The 15,973-nt window shown below is 61.9% G+C and carries 17 protein-coding genes and 2 tRNA genes; 12 read left to right on the top strand and 7 right to left on the bottom strand.

Translation table 11 applies throughout. The features are described from left to right. The first annotated feature begins 21 nt into the window (after window positions 1–21). From NKF26_RS06910 to NKF26_RS06900, 3 genes are all read left to right on the top strand, one after another. Entirely contained in the window at window positions 22–1,167 is a 1,146-nt protein-coding gene (locus NKF26_RS06910) for an acyl-CoA dehydrogenase family protein (RefSeq protein WP_253228963.1), read from the top strand. Between the two features lie 407 nt (window positions 1,168–1,574). Further along, on the top strand, window positions 1,575–1,766 hold the full coding sequence (locus NKF26_RS06905) for a hypothetical protein (protein ID WP_253234120.1): 192 nt from the start codon (window positions 1,575–1,577) through the stop codon (window positions 1,764–1,766). 89 nt (window positions 1,767–1,855) lie between these two features. Further along, entirely contained in the window at window positions 1,856–2,383 is a 528-nt protein-coding gene (locus tag NKF26_RS06900) for an Lrp/AsnC family transcriptional regulator (RefSeq protein WP_253228965.1), read from the top strand. A gap of 12 nt (window positions 2,384–2,395) precedes the next feature. Here the strand turns inward: NKF26_RS06900 and NKF26_RS06895 are convergent, their stop codons facing one another. The 3 genes from NKF26_RS06895 to NKF26_RS06885 all read right to left on the bottom strand — a co-directional run bounded on the left by NKF26_RS06895 (window position 2,396) and on the right by NKF26_RS06885 (window position 5,996). Continuing rightward, window positions 2,396–2,833 (bottom strand): MaoC/PaaZ C-terminal domain-containing protein, encoded by a 438-nt coding sequence (locus tag NKF26_RS06895; RefSeq protein WP_253228966.1) that lies wholly within the window; start codon window positions 2,831–2,833, stop codon window positions 2,396–2,398. A gap of 2 nt (window positions 2,834–2,835) precedes the next feature. Further along, on the bottom strand, window positions 2,836–4,797 hold the full coding sequence (locus NKF26_RS06890; protein ID WP_253228967.1) for a 3-hydroxyacyl-CoA dehydrogenase/enoyl-CoA hydratase family protein: 1,962 nt from the start codon (window positions 4,795–4,797) through the stop codon (window positions 2,836–2,838). A 128-nt stretch (window positions 4,798–4,925) separates the two neighbouring features. Continuing rightward, window positions 4,926–5,996, bottom strand: a complete 1,071-nt coding sequence (locus tag NKF26_RS06885; RefSeq protein ID WP_253228968.1) for a phosphotransferase family protein — start codon at window positions 5,994–5,996, stop codon at window positions 4,926–4,928. A 238-nt stretch (window positions 5,997–6,234) separates the two neighbouring features. Between NKF26_RS06885 and NKF26_RS06880 the strand changes: the two genes are divergently transcribed. Beyond that, window positions 6,235–7,449 (top strand): acyl-CoA dehydrogenase family protein, encoded by a 1,215-nt coding sequence (locus NKF26_RS06880; RefSeq protein WP_253228969.1) that lies wholly within the window; start codon window positions 6,235–6,237, stop codon window positions 7,447–7,449. A 3-nt stretch (window positions 7,450–7,452) separates the two neighbouring features. On the opposite strand, the gene NKF26_RS06875 is transcribed toward NKF26_RS06880, so the two are convergent. Next, window positions 7,453–8,178, bottom strand: coding sequence for an HAD family hydrolase (locus NKF26_RS06875; protein WP_253228970.1), 726 nt, complete (start codon window positions 8,176–8,178; stop codon window positions 7,453–7,455). A 167-nt stretch (window positions 8,179–8,345) separates the two neighbouring features. Here NKF26_RS06875 and NKF26_RS06870 point away from each other — a divergent pair, with 167 nt between their 5' ends. Next, a complete protein-coding gene (locus NKF26_RS06870) occupies window positions 8,346–9,125 on the top strand; it encodes an SDR family NAD(P)-dependent oxidoreductase (protein ID WP_253228971.1) in 780 nt (259 codons plus the stop codon). Between the two features lie 85 nt (window positions 9,126–9,210). Here NKF26_RS06870 and NKF26_RS06865 read toward each other — a convergent pair whose 3' ends face one another. Next, window positions 9,211–9,699 carry a histidine kinase gene (locus NKF26_RS06865; RefSeq protein ID WP_253228972.1) on the bottom strand — a complete coding sequence of 163 codons (489 nt, stop codon included), beginning with the start codon at window positions 9,697–9,699 and terminating at the stop codon, window positions 9,211–9,213. Between the two features lie 374 nt (window positions 9,700–10,073). Here NKF26_RS06865 and NKF26_RS06860 point away from each other — a divergent pair, with 374 nt between their 5' ends. From NKF26_RS06860 to NKF26_RS06845, 4 genes are read left to right on the top strand one after another with little or no spacing between them, the layout of a single operon-like run. Beyond that, complete coding sequence (locus tag NKF26_RS06860) at window positions 10,074–10,223, top strand: hypothetical protein (RefSeq protein WP_253228973.1); 150 nt, start codon at window positions 10,074–10,076, stop codon at window positions 10,221–10,223. Window position 10,224: 1 nt separating this feature from the next. Then, a complete protein-coding gene (locus tag NKF26_RS06855) occupies window positions 10,225–11,013 on the top strand; it encodes a hypothetical protein (RefSeq protein WP_253228974.1) in 789 nt (262 codons plus the stop codon). A 3-nt stretch (window positions 11,014–11,016) separates the two neighbouring features. After that, complete coding sequence (locus NKF26_RS06850; protein ID WP_253228975.1) at window positions 11,017–11,178, top strand: hypothetical protein; 162 nt, start codon at window positions 11,017–11,019, stop codon at window positions 11,176–11,178. After that, complete coding sequence (locus NKF26_RS06845) at window positions 11,175–11,558, top strand: metal-dependent transcriptional regulator (protein WP_066145055.1); 384 nt, start codon at window positions 11,175–11,177, stop codon at window positions 11,556–11,558. Before NKF26_RS06850 ends, NKF26_RS06845 begins: the two co-directional genes overlap by 4 nt. Window positions 11,559–11,722: 164 nt before the next feature. Here NKF26_RS06845 and NKF26_RS06840 read toward each other — a convergent pair. Both NKF26_RS06840 and NKF26_RS06835 read right to left on the bottom strand, forming a co-directional pair. Continuing rightward, a tRNA-Ile gene (locus NKF26_RS06840) sits at window positions 11,723–11,797 on the bottom strand. 106 nt (window positions 11,798–11,903) lie between these two features. Continuing rightward, window positions 11,904–11,976 (bottom strand) — tRNA-Asn (locus NKF26_RS06835). A 102-nt stretch (window positions 11,977–12,078) separates the two neighbouring features. Between NKF26_RS06835 and cca the strand changes: the two genes are divergently transcribed. From cca to NKF26_RS06820, 3 genes are all read left to right on the top strand, one after another. Continuing rightward, complete coding sequence (cca, locus tag NKF26_RS06830) at window positions 12,079–13,428, top strand: CCA tRNA nucleotidyltransferase (RefSeq protein WP_253228976.1); 1,350 nt, start codon at window positions 12,079–12,081, stop codon at window positions 13,426–13,428. 90 nt (window positions 13,429–13,518) lie between these two features. Then, window positions 13,519–13,698 (top strand): HVO_0416 family zinc finger protein, encoded by a 180-nt coding sequence (locus NKF26_RS06825; RefSeq protein ID WP_253228977.1) that lies wholly within the window; start codon window positions 13,519–13,521, stop codon window positions 13,696–13,698. Window positions 13,699–14,075: 377 nt separating this feature from the next. Then, window positions 14,076–15,920, top strand: a complete 1,845-nt coding sequence (locus tag NKF26_RS06820; protein WP_253228978.1) for a UvrD-helicase domain-containing protein — start codon at window positions 14,076–14,078, stop codon at window positions 15,918–15,920. Window positions 15,921–15,973: the final 53 nt, after the last annotated feature.

Raw genomic sequence — 15,973 nt, 5'->3', positions numbered from 1 at the left:
ATTGGAATCCTAAATCCGGGTATGTCATTTCGACTGTCAGACGAGCAGCGTGCGATACGCGAGGCGGTGCGCGAGTTCGGCGAGGAGGAGATAGCGCCCGTCGCGCGGGAGCACGACGAGGAGAAGAAGTATCCCGAGGAGCTCATCGAGAAGGCGGCGGAGCTCGACTTGCTCGCCCCGGGTATTCCCGTGGAGTACGGCGGCGCGGGGATGGACACCCTCTCGTCAATCATCGTCACCGAGGAACTGTGGCGGGCCGACGCGGGTATCGGGAGCGCCATCGGCAGTCGCGGATTCGGGTCCAACATGATCCGGAAGTTCGGCGACGAGTGGATGAAAGAGGAGTGGCTCCCCCGAATCGCCAACGGCCAATCGGCGTGCTGTAGCTGCATCTCGGAGCCGGGCCACGGGTCGAACGTCGCCGGGATCGAGACGGTCGCGGAGACGGACGGCGACGAGTACGTCATCAACGGCAACAAGATGTGGATCACGAACGGCACCGTCGCGGACGTGGCCGTCGTCATGGCCAAGACGGACCCCGACGCCGAACCGCCGCACCGCGGCATCAGCGCCATCCTCGTCCCGACGGATACAGACGGGTTCAAGCCGACGAAAATCGACAACAAACTCGGCATCCGCGCCTCGGACCTCGCGGAAATCGTCCTCGACGACGTGCGCGTCCCCACCGAGAACGTCATCGGCGAGGAGGACAAGGGCTTCTACCAACTGATGAACTTCTTCGCGTCCGGTCGCGTGAGCGTCGCCTCGCAGGCCGTGGGCGTCGCGCAGGCCGCCGTGGATCAGTCCATCGACTACGCCAGCGAGCGCGAGCAGGGCGGGAACCTCATCAAGGATTATCAGGCCATCGGGCACAAGGTCGCCGACATGGCGACGGACGTGGAAGCCGCACGGTCGCTGACCTACCGCGCCGCCTCGCACGTCGAGGAGGGCGACGACCGCCGCGCAACCCGCTTTGCGAGCATGGCCAAACTGTTCGCCAGCGAGCACGCCGTCGACGTCGCCGACGACGCCATCCAGGTCCACGGCGGCGCTGGCTACGTCACCGACCATCCCGTCGAGCGCTACTACCGCGACGCCCGCATCACGAAAATCTACGAGGGCACCAGCGAAATTCAGAAGAACATCATCTCCGACGACCTGTTCTAGGACTGCGGGGCCGAGATTTTTCGAAAAGTGGGGGTTCGCGGGGAATCAACTGCCGAATTGGGCTATGTCGTTGAGCCGCCGTGGCGCGCGCTGGCACAGTTCTGCGGACACTTCGTCCGCAGGGCTGTGCTGACAGCGTGCGAGGGATGAGCGGAACGAGTGCAACGAGTGGAGGGAATCGGCTGGGGAGGTGTGTGGACGGTTGCGGTACTGTCGTTTGGGTGTCCTCGTGAACCGGGCGGGACCTCCGGTCCCGCTGGAAGCCGGCGCAAAGCGCCGGTGACGCAGTGAACGAGGGCTCGTCAGAGCTTGCTCTGACGGTGGATTGAAAGGGGCCGCCCGTTCGCGCACCGCCTGGTCGTCTCAGTGACCCCTCTCGCCGAGGCAGGCGGTTATGCCGAGGCGAGATGTCGCTGAGCGACCGCGAGCGGGCGGGGGCTTTCGAGGTCGTCACGCCAGTAGTTGCAATGATGATGCGAGCAGTTACAGACGTCAATGAGACCGCAACCGTACCCGCCTCCGCACCACACCCTCCCCAACCGACTCCTCGCGGGCCGCTCGTACCCTCGCTCCCGCGCGCCGACCGCCTCGGTCTGTGAGTATTCGAAACGAACATAACCCACGATGATTCTCGTTTTCGCGCCTCTCGAAGGAGAACCCTGATAACCCGTTCTCCGGAAGGAACAGTATGACCGACGAGACGGAATCACCGAACTGGGAGTTCAAGGAGCGGGACATCGCCATTCTGCGGGAACTGACACGCGACCCACAGCTGTCATCGCGGGAGTTGACGACCATTCTCGCGGACGAGTACGACATCGAAGTGTCACACGTCACCGTGAGCGAGTCCATCCGCGAGATGCGGAACGAGGGCGTGTTCCGGGAGGCCATCATCCCCAACGAGGAGTACTACATCTTCGGCCTGTTCGAGTTCAAGTTCAACCCGGAACACTTCGCGGATAGCTGGCGCGCCGCGATGGAGTACATCCGCGACGACCCCAACACGCTGTTTTACTTCCTCTCGGACGGCGAGTACCAGTGGAAGACGGTGATGATGTTCCCCAACCGGCAAGCGGAGTCACAGTGGATTCACGAGTTCTACAAGAAACACGGGGACGTGATCGACAACATCCGCAACTCGGTAGTGCACAACGTGCTCAAGTTCCGCACCGACCCCGAGATATTCGAGGGACTGGACGACGAGTACAAAAAATAACGGGAGAACCGGCTACCGCACCAGCGAGAGGAGTTCGCACGACAGCACGACCTCTTCGCGCTGGTTCAGCACCTCGGCCTCGTATCGGACGACGCCGTTCCCGGTCGGATGGTCGCGCGCTTCCTTCTCGATCAGTTCCAACGTGACGTGAACCGTATCGCCGAAGAAGACGGGCGCTCGAAAGCGGAGTCGGTCCACGCCGTAGAACGCCACCGTCTCCGCGCGTTCGTGGACGATGCGCCGCGTGAGGCCGGTCATGACCGAAAACACGAGCGCGCCGTGGGCGATTCGCTCCCCGAAGTCCGATTCCTCCATCTCCGTTTTGCTGGTGTGAAGCGGGTTGAAGTCGCCGCTCACGCCCGCGAAGTTGACGACGTCGGCCTCGGTGATGGTGCGCGTGGGTGTCGTCAGCCGTTTTCCGACCTCCAGTTCCTCGAACGGAATCGTCACGGCTACTCCCCCGTGAACTCGGGGTCGCGGTCCTCGCCGAACGCGGCGGTTCCCTCGCGCACGTCGTCGGTGCTCATGAGCAGGCCGAAGCCCTGACTCTCCATGGCCAGCGCGGCGTCGAGGCTCGCGTCGGCACCTTCGTTCATCACCTTCTTCGCCACCTTCAGGCCGATTGGCGGCCCTTCGAGCAGGTCGTCCACGAACTCGGCAACGACCGAATCGAACTCCCCGTCGGGCACGGAACGGTTGATGAGCCCCCAGTCCTCGGCGCGGTCGGCGTCGATGCGGTTGCCCCGGAACACGAGTTCCTTGGCACGCGTCTCGCCGAGCAGTCTGATGAGTCTCTGGGTGCCGCCGCCGCCGGGAATGAGTCCGAGACGAATCTCGGGGGAACCGAACTCCGATTTCTCCGTGGCGATCCGCATGTCGCAGGCGAGTGCGAGTTCCAACCCGGCACCGAGGCAGTAGCCGTCCACCTTCGCAATGGTGGGACGCTCGAACTCGTTGACCGTCTCGAACGTCGGCGTCACGTCCATGAAGTCCGTGGGCGTGGCGTCCGCGAACCCGCCGATGTCGGCTCCGGCGCTGAACGCTCGGTCGCCAGCGCCTTCGAACGTGACACACCGCACGTCGTCGGTATCGACCGATTTGAGCAGGTCGTCGATCTCCCCGAGCAAATCGGCCGAAAGGGCGTTCAGGCGCTCCGGCCGGTTCAGTTCGATTTCGAGCAGACCATCGTCGGAGAGGACGTAGTTCAGTAACTGGTAGGTACCCGGCCCGTCGCCGCTGGTCGAATACTCGTGGAATCCTTCGCCTGCTTTCTCGCCGGTTTTTCCGGCTTCGACCAGTTCGACGAGATAGTCGTCCGGTTCGAACCTCGCCTCGCCGGTCTCCTGATACAGGGATTCGAGTTTGTCCAGAACGGTGTCGAGACCGATTTTGTCCGCGCGTCGGCAGATTCCTTCGGGGAACCCGAGTCCGAGACGGACGCCGGTGTCGATTTCGTCGGGTCGGGCGACGCCCTCCCCGACGAGTCGCGCCGCCTCGTTGACCATCCGGGCCTCGATCCGCAGGGTGTCGAACCCGTCGCCGTCGCCGGGTTCGTAGTTGACTCCCTCTCCGTCTTCGTAGTCGTAATACCCCTTCCCCGTCTTCTGTCCCAGTTCCTCGTTCTCGACCTTCTCGGCCATGATGGGCGGAATCTCCCGCCCCGACTCGTTGCGGACGTGATAGCCCACGTCGATGCCGGTCAGGTCCATGAGTTCGAACGGTCCCATCGGGTAACCCCGCTGGTGGACCATCGCGGCGTCCACCTCGCGTATCGTCGCCTCGCCGTTCGACACCATCCATGCGGGTTCGTCCCCGAACGGACCGAGGACGGTGTTGACGACGAACCCGCGAACGTCCTTCCGGACGTAGATCGGCGTCTTGCCGATGGATTCGGCGAACTCGTACGCCGCCTCCGCCGTCCCGTCGCTCGTTCGCTCGCCGTAGATGATTTCGACCAAGTCCATCTTCACCGGCGGGTTGAAAAAGTGCATGCCGACCACGTCCTCCGGTCTGGAGGTGACACCGGCCATCTCCGTAACGCTCAGGCTGGACGTGTTCGACGCCAGCAAGGCGTCCTCGGGAGCGAACTCGTCGAGGTCGATGAACACCTCCCGCTTGAGGTCCATCCGCTCGGGCACCGCCTCGATGACGAGGTCGGCGTCGGCCACCGCCGATTCCAGATCGACCGCCGTATCGACGCGTGCGAGAACGTCCTCGGCCGACTCGTCGATGAAGCCCTTCTCGGCCAACTTCTCCAGACTCCACTCGATGTTCTCGTACCCGTTCGTGACGAACTCCTCCTCGACGTCGCGCATGGTGACGTCGTACCCGGCGATGGCGGCGACTTCCGTGATTCCGTGACCCATGTTCCCGGCACCGAGCACAGTCACCCGTCGAATATCCGTGTCTGGCATACGAGATGGGTTTCATCCCTGCCATCTTAACTCCACCGCGACGGTTTATCTCTGTAAGGTAAAACGTCGGTCTGAGCAACTATCGGTGTTGTGAAACTGGTTCTATGGAATTTTGGAAAGTTTCGGGGTTACAGCGGCTCGTCGCCGTCGATGATACCCGCCGCGCGTCGCGCGAGGTCAGGGACCCGCTCCTCCATCTGCGGGTACATCGGGTCGTCGCTGTTGCCTTCGAGGAATCGCCGGTAGAACATCTCGCCCAGTGCGGCGAGTTTGTACACCGCGAGCGCCCGATAGAATCGGTCGTTCTCGTACTCGATACCCGCCGCGTCCTCGTAGCGCTCCACGAGTTCCTTTCGAGTGGGGTACTCGTCGGCCTCCATGAACGTCGAAACCAGTTCCGGCGTCGCCGGTTCGGGGTCGCCGGGGTCGCGCCAGTACGACAGCATCCACCCGAGGTCGGCCAGCGGGTCGCCGAGCGTCGCCATCTCCCAGTCGAAGACGCCGACGATTTCCGGCGGCGTCTCCGGCCCGTACATCACGTTGTCGAGTTTGTAATCGCCGTGCACCAGTGTGTGCTCGTGTTCGTCGGGACAGTTGTCGGCCAGCCAATCGCCGACCGTCTCCAGTTCCGGGACGGCCCGCTCCTCGGTCGTTCGTTCGAACGCCCAGTCGAGTTGCTTGGTCCACCGTTCGACCTGCCGTTCCGTGTAGCCGGACGGATAGCCGAACTCGCCCAAACCGACCGCCTCGTAGTCGAGCCTGTGAATCGCCGCGAGCGTGTCCGCGAGTTCCTCGCCGATTGTCCGTCGCGCGTTCGGGGTTCGGAAGCGCGGTGGCTCCTCGTCCCGGAGCACGTCGCCCTCGACTCGGTCCATCACGTAGAAGTCGCTGCCGATGACCGAGTGGTCCTCGCAGGCCAGCACGGTCGTCGGAACCGGAACGGCCGTGTCCTGAAGCGCGTCCATCACCCGGTACTCCCGAAGCACGTCGTGGGCCGTCTCGGCAGTCTCACCGGGTGGCGGTCGCCGAATCACCAGTTCTCGGTCACCCCACGCCACGAACAGCGTCTCGTTGGAGTGGCCCTCCGCGTGGTGGGAGACGTCGTACCCCTCGGCGTTGCCCAACTGTTCTTCCAGATACGTCCGGAGCGCGTTCGTATCGACGAGTCGTTCGAAGTAATCCCCATTTTCGTTGGTCATCGGTAGTCCTCCAGTCCGCAATTGGCTCATGTTGTGGTCGTCCGCACGTCCGCACGTCCGTCCGACCGTCCGCCCGCTCGACCGTATGACGGCGTTCGGTGCACCGCGTGACGGACACGCGGCGGACGGCCACATCGGCCTCGTGGTCACTCGATTGTACGTGGATGCCCGGTATAGAACTTACGAGGGTAACGAAACGAGGGAAATACTTTTACACTGTTGAATCGCCGTTGTGGATATGGAGTACGACGACCCGAAACGAGGGCGAGACGTCGCCGAACGCGTCCGGACGTTCGTCCGAGACGAGGTGATTCCCGTCGAGCGCGAACATCTCGGCGGGGAACCCGTTTCCGACGACACCATGCGCCAACTCCGCGAACAAGCGAAGGAGTACGACGTGTACGCACCCCAGATTCCGGAAGAACACGGCGGATTGGGAATGGAGTTCCACGAGATGCTCCCCGTCTTCGAGGCGGCCGGGCGGAGCCTCCTCGGCCCCGGTGCCATCCGCGTGGACGCCCCGGACGAGGGCAACATGCACACCCTCGAACTGGTGGGAACGGACGAGCAGAAGGAGAACTGGCTCGACCCGCTGGTCGCGGGCGACGCCAAATCCGGCTTCTCGATGACCGAACCGAACCCGGGTGCCGGTTCGGACCCGAAGATGCTCAGGACGACCGCGGAGCAGGACGGCGACGAGTGGGTCATAAACGGCCACAAGTGGTGGACGACACAGGGGAGCGAGGCCGACGTCCTCCTCGTGATGGCGTTGACCGACACGGACGCCCACCCCTACGAGGGGTGTTCCATCTTCCTCGTTCCGTCCGACACCCCCGGCGTCGAAGTCGTGCGCGACATCCCGCACGTCGGCGGCGGCGTCACCGGCATGAGCCACGCGGAGATCAAATACGAGAACGTTCGAATCCCGGAGGAGAACCTGCTGGGCGAGGAGAACGCCGGGTTCGCCATCGCCCAACAGCGACTCGGTCCGGCGCGGTTGACCCACTGTATGCGCTATTCAGGCATGGCCGAGCGTGCCCTCGACATCGCCAAAGCCTACGCCGACGAGCGGCAGGCCTTCGACGGCCCGCTCTCGGACAAGCAGGCGATCCGGTTCGAAATCGCCGAAATCGAGACCCGACTCCACGCGGTTCGGACGATGGTCCGTCACGCCGCCGGGCAGATCGCGGCGGGCGAGGAGGCCCGTATCGCGGTGTCGATGAGCAAGGTGTACGCCGCGAACGTCGTTCAGGATGCCATCGACACGGCCGTCCAAATCTGTGGTGGCAACGGCATCGGAAAGGACCTCCCGCTCGCGGATTTCTACGAGAGCGTCCGCCAGTTCCGCATCGTGGACGGCGCGGACGAAGTCCACAAGCGGGTCATCGCGCGGGACGCGTTTTCGGACCTCGACCCGAGCGAAGTCGAGCATCTGGTTCGGTACGACGGGTAATTGTCAATCGACTCCGTTCGACTCTTCGCTTTTCGACTCGACACCGACGATCGAGAGGATTTCCCGTAAGTCGTCGATGGCGTAGTCGGTTTCCGGCCCGTCGTCCGCCCCGTACGCGACGGTCGTCATGCCGACCGCCGACGACCCGGCGATGTCGTGGTCGTACCGGTCGCCGATCATGAGCGCGTCGCTCGCCGGAACGTTCGCGGCGTCCAGTGCCGTCTCGAACATCCGTCGATCGGGTTTCGTTCGGCCGACCATCTCGGAAGTCGTTATGGAATCGAACTGGTTCAGCACGCCGAACGTCTCCAAAATTCGGACGCCTTCCTCGGTGTCCACGTCGCTGATGACGCCGACGTGGAGGTCCGTCGCCGCCAGTCGCTCGACCGTCTCGACGGCACCGGGATTGGGTCGCAGCGTTTCGGCCATCACGCGCTCGAAGACGGGACGCCACTCGTCCTCGGGAATCTCCTCTCCCGTGATTTCGTCCACGGCACGGTCGTAGGCGGTTCGCGCGCTCTGGAACGCCGTTCCGTCGCGCTCCCGAAAGTGCTCACCGACGGCGGTTCGCCAGCGTTCGATGGCATCCTCGACAGATTCGTCACTCGAACGCCGCGCGACGATGGTTCCGACGAACTCCTCGTGTGCACGTCGGACGGACGCCGTATCGAGGATGACGCCGCCGATGTCCCAGAACACCGCCCGCCAGTCCCGTCGTTCGTCTTGCATGGTCAGGGGTTCATCTCCTACGATCAGCTATGTACTGGCGTTCCCGGGAGATCAAGATAACGATCGAAGAATGAAATCCACATTTATTACCATGCGGCGAAATATTGTCGACTGTAGTTACCAATGGAAATTTCAGTCGCGGGACGACCGGCAACGGAGGATCGGATATGACCGTCGAACAGTTCAGCGTCGCCGGAAAGACCGCAATCGTGACGGGTGCATCGAGCGGTATCGGACGAACGATCGCCGAGCGGTTCGCCGACGACGGCGCGAACGTCGTCATCTGCTCGCGCGAACAGGGGAATGTGGACCCGGTGGCCGAGGGGATAGAGGCAGGTGACGCGTCGGGTCGCGCGCTGGCGGTCGAGTGCGACGTGACCGACCGAGATGCCGTGGAGGCGCTCGTGGACGCCACCGTCGATGAGTTCGGGGGCATCGACGTACTGGTCAACAACGCCGGTGCGAGCTTCATGGCCCCGTTCGAGGACATCAGCGAGAACGGCTGGGAGACCATCGTGGACATCAACCTTCACGGGACGTTCCACTGCACGCAGGTTGCCGGGGAGCGCATGCGCGAGAACGGCGGCGGTGCCATCATCAACCTCGCCAGCGTCGCCGGGCAGGGTGGCGCGCCGCAGATGAGCCACTACGGCGCGGCGAAGGCCGCCGTCATCAACCTGACGTCAACGCTCTCGTTCGAGTGGGCGGACGAAAACGTTCGCGTCAACTGCATCGCACCCGGTTTCGTCGCCACACCGGGCGTCGAGAGTCAGATGGGGGTCAGCGCCGACAACATCGACCGAGGGGACGTGAAACGCCGCATCGGAACGAGCGAGGAAATCGCCGACATCGCACAGTTCCTCGCCAGTCCCGCCTCGTCGTATCTCGTCGGCGAGACGATCACCGCACAGGGCGTGCCGCGGATTCTGGAAACCCCCGACGTGTGAATTCGGCCAGTACTGTTCCGAACTCCTTCTCCCGACGCTCGTTCGACCCGGAAGACGTAAAAAAGGACAGTGTCGCGTTTCGCCGTTAGAGGGTGATGACGTACCGGTACACCGCGCCCAAGACGACGCCGTAGGCGAGATGCCAGACGAGGCTGGGCAGCGCGAACGTTGGCACGGCCGGTGCGCCAGCAACGCCGACGGCCTGGAGCCACAGCGGCAGGACGATCGAACCGGTAATCACCCACAGAACCACGCCGTAGGCGGCCCCGAGTCCGATTGTCGCGGATTCGCTGTCGGTGTATCTACGCAACGACGTCAGGGAGACGATCGCGGCGAAGACGAGGCCGAGAACCGCGCTGTTGAACAGGTGGACCATCCATCCGGCGACAGCACCCTGCTGTCCGTACAGCGCCGGAATTACGGTCGTGAGTGCATCTGGACTCAAAACCAACAGGAAAATCCCCATCGCGATACCTCCCGCGAGACCGGCGATAATCGCGCCTAACCAAGGCTCGTACCGGTGGGTCGTTCGTTCAGCAGCGGCACTCTCCGCTGCGGGCGTTTTTGATGCCATACGGTAACATACACCATGAGAGGATATCCAGTTGTCGTCCTCGTCCGAACCGGCCGGTTTCTTCGAAATCTAGGACACCGGTATTGGACGGACATCACGGACGTCTACGGATGTTTGGCTTCGGGAATGTCGATTCGACGAACTGGAGGAACCACTTCGTCGGTCACCTGCTCGTCGAAATCGTCGTAATCGACTGTCCGTACGAACTCGGCGATGGTCTCCGTCACTGCCGCATGTTTTTACGCCACTTAAAGCACGCAGAGATTATGGTTTAGGCTGTCCTAAAAATCGAAGTAGTTATGATGTTTTAGGCGCACCTAAAATACGTGTTGAGAGAGAGCATCGCACACGAGTCTCCGTCCCGACGAGGCAACGTGAAGTACGGCAGCACGGTCGTCTTGGAGGCGCTCTCGGGTACTGGCCACGACGGTGCCGAATCGGCGGTCATGGACGCGTACTTCGGCCTCGCTCGGGACCTTTCTCCGGGCGGACTCGTTAGTGTACCAATTCAGACGGAGGTGTAGAATGTCGGTGAATACACATATAGACGACGCGAAAACACGAATTCAGTGTGAACGAGACGCAACCGAAGCGAAGCTCGACGCGATCAAACGCTTCACCGACCGAGTGAAAGAACTGTCACCCGAGCCGACACCGCGGTCAGTGCAGGGCGTCACGGCTGCAGCGGGCGCACTTTCCCACGGAAGTCACTCGACGGAGGATCGATGTCAGATCGTTCGGCGGACGTTCGCCGAGACGATCCGACACCAGATCACCGACGACGCCGAAAAATCGGAGTCCCTCCACGCGACTATCGAGGCCGAATTTTCGGAATCGCTGGCAGTTGCGCTCGCACCGACGACGGAGACGTCATTCTCGCCCGAACTCAAGGAAGCGGTCGTCTCGGAGGCGAATATCCGACGGGTTGAGGTGGACGTGTTACGACGCGCACTCGGACGCGAAGCCTCACGACTCGACGATGCTGGCGCAATCGTCACCGACATCACGGAGTGGATCACCGCGAAAAACGAGACACCTCTAACCGCCCTCGGTTTCGATGAACTCCACCGGCGTCACGAGACGCTCACGGACCATCGCGACCGATGCGAGGCGCTCGCTCGGCAGCGCCAGGAGTTTCTCCGGAGTACCACGAATCACGGCGGTGAAATCGGGATCAGCCATCGGGATCTGATCCCGTACATCTATCAGAATTTCCCGGTCGATTATCCGGTGTTGACGACGGTCGCTCGGCTCGATAGTACGTGTGAAGAGTGCCAACGAGCGGTGCGCCAGCACTTGGTTCGGAGGGCCTGAACCGTGATCCCTCGTTCCCGTCGTGCCCGCACCCAAGCGTGGGCGTGGGTGTACGCGACGCTCTTCGAACCCCCCGAAAAGCTCGATGACGATGCGGGCGACGACCCCGACGAACTGGCGAACGACAGAGACGTCGTCTCGGAGGGGTCCGCCGAATCGCGATGAGTGGAGTTACACAGTATCTGTTGGCCTTGTACATCCTCGAACACCGACGAGAGCCGCCGATCCAGACGAACGTCGTCGCTGAAACGCTGGACAAGTCACCGGCGTCGGTCACCGCGATGTTCCAGCGACTCGAAAACGACGAGCTCGTGACCTACGAGCCGTACAAGGGCGCGACGCTGACGGACGCTGGACGTGAGCGGGCTGCAACGCTTCACGAAACGTATGTAACCGTCTCGTGGTTTTTTCGGAGCGTGCTGGACCTCGATTCGTACGAAGCGGAAGCGATGGAACTGGCCGGTTTTTTGAGCCCGACAGTCGCAAAACGACTGGCAGCAACGCTTCCCTACGAAATCGAGGCAGCGACCCGATCCGAGGACTAGTTACCGACAGTCATAGAAAATACGTTCACGTGATATTCTCGCCCGGAGGGATGCACTGGCACGGAAACGAACCCGACGGCGAGTCGCGTGTCGCCACATCTCCTTCATCGCTCAATCGGAAGACGTTGGAAACCGCCTCCATTAACCGGATTGTTCGGCAGAAGTGGGCCCTATCGGATTCGAACCAATGACCACCCGGTTATGAGCCGAGCGCTCTAACCAGACTGAGCTAAGGGCCCGTATCAATCAATCGTAATCTGGCATACCTCTTTAGCGTACCGGGTTGGGCACGAATCGAAGTGCCTGAAACAGAACCTTCTCACGAAAACAATGAATTCGAAGAAACGCCGCCGCCAGGGCTCGAACCTGGGACAACCTGGGTAACAACCAGGTGCTCTACCAACTGAGCTACGGCGGCTTTCGACTGCATTCATCCATAGACCGAGTTGTTTGATAGGGCTTTCGTTTTCGTCCGACAGCATCGATACGTTTTCACGCGTTCGTGGAAAACGTTCGCTCGATGGAACGGTTCGAGGAGGTCGCTTCGGCGGTTCGAGCGGGAATACAGCCGGACGCCGAGGAGCGGCGTCGGCTGCGAGCGGCGGTTCGGGAGTTGACAGAACGCGCCGAAGCGGCGATTGCCGACCTGTCGGTGGACGCCGACGTGATTCAGGTGGGAAGCACCGCCCGCGGGACGTGGACGAGCGGCGACCGGGATATCGACCTGTTCGTTCGCTTCCCGCCGGACCTCGACCGTGAGGAGTTGGAGTCGTTCGGGCTGAAAATCGGCCACGCCGTCCTGCCGGACGGACACGAGGAGTACGCCGAGCACCCCTACGTGAAAGGGGAGTTCGACGGGTTCGACGTGGATTTCGTCCCCTGCTATCGCGTCGAGTCGGCGACGGATATCCAGTCGGCGGTGGACCGGACGCCGTTTCACACGCAGTATCTCGAAGCGCGGTTGGACGACGAGTTGGCCGGAGAGGTATTGTTGTTCAAGCAGTTCCTGAAGGGCATCGGCGCGTACGGAAGCGACCTCAGGACGAAGGGATTTTCGGGGTTTCTGGCGGAGCTACTCGTCCTCGAATACGGCAGCTTTCGTGGTGTGTTGGAGGCGGCCGCGGAGTGGACGCCACAGGTCCACTTCGATCCGGAAGACCACGGGACGGCGACGTTCGACGACCCGCTGGTCGTCATCGATCCGACCGACCCGGAGCGCAACGTGGCGGCCGTCCTTTCGGCCGAGAACGTCGCACGGCTCCAGCATTACGCCCGTGACTTGCTGACGAAGCCGCGCGAATCGGTGTTTTTCCCGGAGTCGCCGAAGCCGTTGACGGCCGACGACGTGCGCGAGTTCGTCGCCGAGCGGGGGACGACGCCCGTGGCGATTCGGTTCGACGCGCCGGACATCGTGGAGGACCAGTTGTATCCACAGCTTCAGAAATCGCTGTCGGGCGTCTCTGACGCGCTCTCGCGGCGCGGGTTCGACGTTCTCAGGTCGGAACTGTTCGCCGACGACACCGCCGTACTGTTCTTCGAACTCTCGGTGGCCGAGCGACCGGCAATCGAGCGCCACGACGGACCGCCGGTTCACGTCCGTGCTCACGCGACCGGGTTCTACGAGAAGTACGCCGACTCGGACGCGTACGGCCCGTTCATCGATGGAGATCGATACGTGGTCGAACGGGAGCGGGAGTTCACGAACGCGGTGTCGTTCCTTCGGAGCGATGCCGTCCTCGACGCCGCGCTCGGTGTCCACGTCGAATCGGCGATGAAACGGGAGTACGACGTGCTTTCGGGTGACGAGGTCGGCGCGTTGGCCGCGGAGTTCGGGACGGAACTCGCCCGATATTTCGATCCGGTTCCCTGACTCAATTCCCCCGAATTTTGCAATCAAAGCTATGTATGGGTCTGTTTAACCATCAGGATTATATGGATGGTGTGCATTAGCATAGCATGTATGGCCTCCGCACCAACCGGAGACGACGAATCCGTGTTCGACCAGTTCCTCGAAGACCGTGGTCACGAGACCGAACAAGTAGACTGGGAACAGGAGTATAACAAAAAGCAGTGTCCGGAATGTGGTGGACTTCATAACCTTACGGCGACCGAATGTACGGTCTGTGGTTGGCATCCGTAGTCCCCGTTGATTCACCAACAGACTCGTCATACGAATATCGAATACCGGCTACGACCGTTCTTTCTTTGACGTCGCTCGATCGGCAACCCGCGTAACCCGTTCTACCGATAGAACCATCACATGTTATTTCCACCATGGGACATGAGATAAATTCCGAATTGTCAGAATTGCGTTTGATTCGTGACGACGTCGTACGCACGTGTGTTCACACCGTCTGGAACGACCGATCCACGCGTCTGTCCGAACTGTGAGGACGAGGTTCGGGACGGTGCGACGGTACGCGATGCGCGCTCGTCCCGCGGCACGTAACGGCCACGACTCCGATTCACGTCGTTTTATACGTTCCCGGAACCTGTGCTGGTGTAATGACTACGCCAATGGCAGAGACGGACGCAAGAGTAACCCGGTTGTTCGGTGGGCCGGGAAGCGGTAAAACCACCGAACTACTCGATAGAGTAGAGGACATTCTCGCACAGGACGGGGTCACGGTAAAGGACCTCCTCGTCGTGTCGTACACCCGTGCTGCCGCGAACGAGGTTCGAGAACGGCTCGCAGAGCGTCTCGACGTCGACCCACGTTCGCTTCAGGGGAACGTCTGCACGATGCACGCGAAAGCCTACGAACTGCTCAATCTCTCCCGCGGTGACGTCGTCGGTGAGAAGGACAAACAGGAGTTCTGTGAGGATTTCGGCCTCGAATACGAGGACGAGTACAGCGGTTCCGGTCGTCGAACGGCCCGTTCGACGACGCTGGGCAACAAGATCATCGCGACCTCCCAGTGGCTCCAGCGAACCCGACGGCAGGTAGCAGACTGGCACGACGTTCCGTTCCAGTGGGACGTCGAAGAGGTTCGACTCCCGCCGGACATCGACCCGAACGCGCAGGAGGGCAACAAGTACACCCCGACGTGGCCGAGCAGTGACGACCGATTCGACGTTCCGGAAGCCATCCGCGGTTGGCGAAAGTACAAGGGTGACGAGGGACTCGTCGGGTTCGCCGACATGCTCGAACGCGTGAAACAGCGTTCGCTTCTCCCCAGCGTCGATTACCTCATCATCGACGAGTTTCAGGACATCACGCAACTGCAGTTCGACATCTACGAGGAGTGGAAAGAACACATGGAAAACGTCCTCATCGCCGGTGACGACGACCAGGTCGTCTACGCGTGGCAGGGTGCGGACCCCAAACTCCTGCTCGGCGAGGGCGGCGAAGACGTGATTCTCGACACCTCCCACCGACTCCCCTCCCGCGTTCTCAAAGTCGTCCAGAAGGAAGTCAGCCACATCGAAGAGCGACAGGAGAAGAACCTCAAACCGCGCAAGGAAGGCGGCACCGTCGAAGCGGTCGAGAACCCGTCGATGCTTGACCTCGTGCGGAACGTCCGCTACACCATCGAGGAGTTCGATGGTACCGTGATGGTACTGTTCCGCGCCCGCTACCAGATGTTCCGCTTCGTGGACGAGTTCATCGACGAGGGCATCCCGTTCCGCACGCTGACCGACCAGCGAATGTGGACCGACCGCCTGAACCAGTACGTCGAAGCCGTCGAGCAAATCGAGGACGGCGACCCCATCGACGGCCTACAGGCGCGACGACTCGCGGACATGCTGACCGAGTCCACCTTCGGTACGAACGACCGCGACGAGATGTTCGATGCCATCGACGAGCGAAAGGAAGCGGAGGGCGCGGACGACCTCACCGAACTGGAGTTCGACGCCGACTTCGTGAAGAACTTCGCGCCGTTCATGCCCGGCCGAAAGTCCGCCTCCGACATGGTTCGGAAGGTGACGAGCTATCAGAAGCGCTCCATGAAGGCGTACTTCAGCGGACGGTATCAGGACACGGCGCGGGACCGCGTCCGTATCGGTACCATCCACAGCGCGAAAGGTCGTGAGGCCGACCACGTGTTCATCGGCACCGACCTGACCGAGAAGGTCGTCGAACAGATGGCAGCATCGGTCGAAAACGAGGGAATCGAGGTCCCCGGTGACGAGGAGTTCACCGCCGGAACCGACCCCGTCCCGATCCTCACCGACAACGAACGCCGTGTCTTCTACGTCGGAATGAGCCGTGCTCGCGAGCGCCTCGTCATCATGGAGAACCTCGTCAGCGGCGCGCCGACGCTCAAACTCGACGTACTGCTGTACAACGAACCGAACGGCAAGTCGGTCGAGGACATCCTCGACGAGCGTGCGAGCGAAATCGAAGCCGAAGCCGAATAACCGGATTCTCCCTTTTCCGATACCCGCGCATTGATAGCGTTTGCCAGTGGAAC

The organism is Haladaptatus sp. AB618 (assembly GCF_024136965.1).
Taxonomy (GTDB): domain Archaea; phylum Halobacteriota; class Halobacteria; order Halobacteriales; family Haladaptataceae; genus Haladaptatus.
The sequence above is the reverse complement of the archived record's forward strand: the minus strand, read 5'-3'. Positions and strand labels throughout refer to the sequence as shown.

What these genes read in the sequence shown, in the direction of transcription:
- NKF26_RS06890 (WP_253228967.1), bottom strand. Translation starts at nt 4,797, where the DNA reads ATGCCAGACACGGATATTCGACGGGTGACTGTGCTCGGTGCCGGGAAC.
- NKF26_RS06910 (WP_253228963.1), top strand. Translation starts at nt 22, where the DNA reads ATGTCATTTCGACTGTCAGACGAGCAGCGTGCGATACGCGAGGCGGTG.
- NKF26_RS06905 (WP_253234120.1), top strand. Translation starts at nt 1,575, where the DNA reads ATGTCGCTGAGCGACCGCGAGCGGGCGGGGGCTTTCGAGGTCGTCACG.
- NKF26_RS06855 (WP_253228974.1), top strand. Translation starts at nt 10,225, where the DNA reads ATGTCGGTGAATACACATATAGACGACGCGAAAACACGAATTCAGTGT.
- NKF26_RS06875 (WP_253228970.1), bottom strand. Translation starts at nt 8,178, where the DNA reads ATGCAAGACGAACGACGGGACTGGCGGGCGGTGTTCTGGGACATCGGC.
- NKF26_RS06900 (WP_253228965.1), top strand. Translation starts at nt 1,856, where the DNA reads ATGACCGACGAGACGGAATCACCGAACTGGGAGTTCAAGGAGCGGGAC.
- NKF26_RS06845 (WP_066145055.1), top strand. Translation starts at nt 11,175, where the DNA reads ATGAGTGGAGTTACACAGTATCTGTTGGCCTTGTACATCCTCGAACAC.
- NKF26_RS06865 (WP_253228972.1), bottom strand. Translation starts at nt 9,699, where the DNA reads ATGGCATCAAAAACGCCCGCAGCGGAGAGTGCCGCTGCTGAACGAACG.
- NKF26_RS06870 (WP_253228971.1), top strand. Translation starts at nt 8,346, where the DNA reads ATGACCGTCGAACAGTTCAGCGTCGCCGGAAAGACCGCAATCGTGACG.
- NKF26_RS06825 (WP_253228977.1), top strand. Translation starts at nt 13,519, where the DNA reads ATGGCCTCCGCACCAACCGGAGACGACGAATCCGTGTTCGACCAGTTC.
- cca (WP_253228976.1), top strand. Translation starts at nt 12,079, where the DNA reads ATGGAACGGTTCGAGGAGGTCGCTTCGGCGGTTCGAGCGGGAATACAG.
- NKF26_RS06880 (WP_253228969.1), top strand. Translation starts at nt 6,235, where the DNA reads ATGGAGTACGACGACCCGAAACGAGGGCGAGACGTCGCCGAACGCGTC.
- NKF26_RS06885 (WP_253228968.1), bottom strand. Translation starts at nt 5,996, where the DNA reads ATGACCAACGAAAATGGGGATTACTTCGAACGACTCGTCGATACGAAC.
- NKF26_RS06820 (WP_253228978.1), top strand. Translation starts at nt 14,076, where the DNA reads ATGGCAGAGACGGACGCAAGAGTAACCCGGTTGTTCGGTGGGCCGGGA.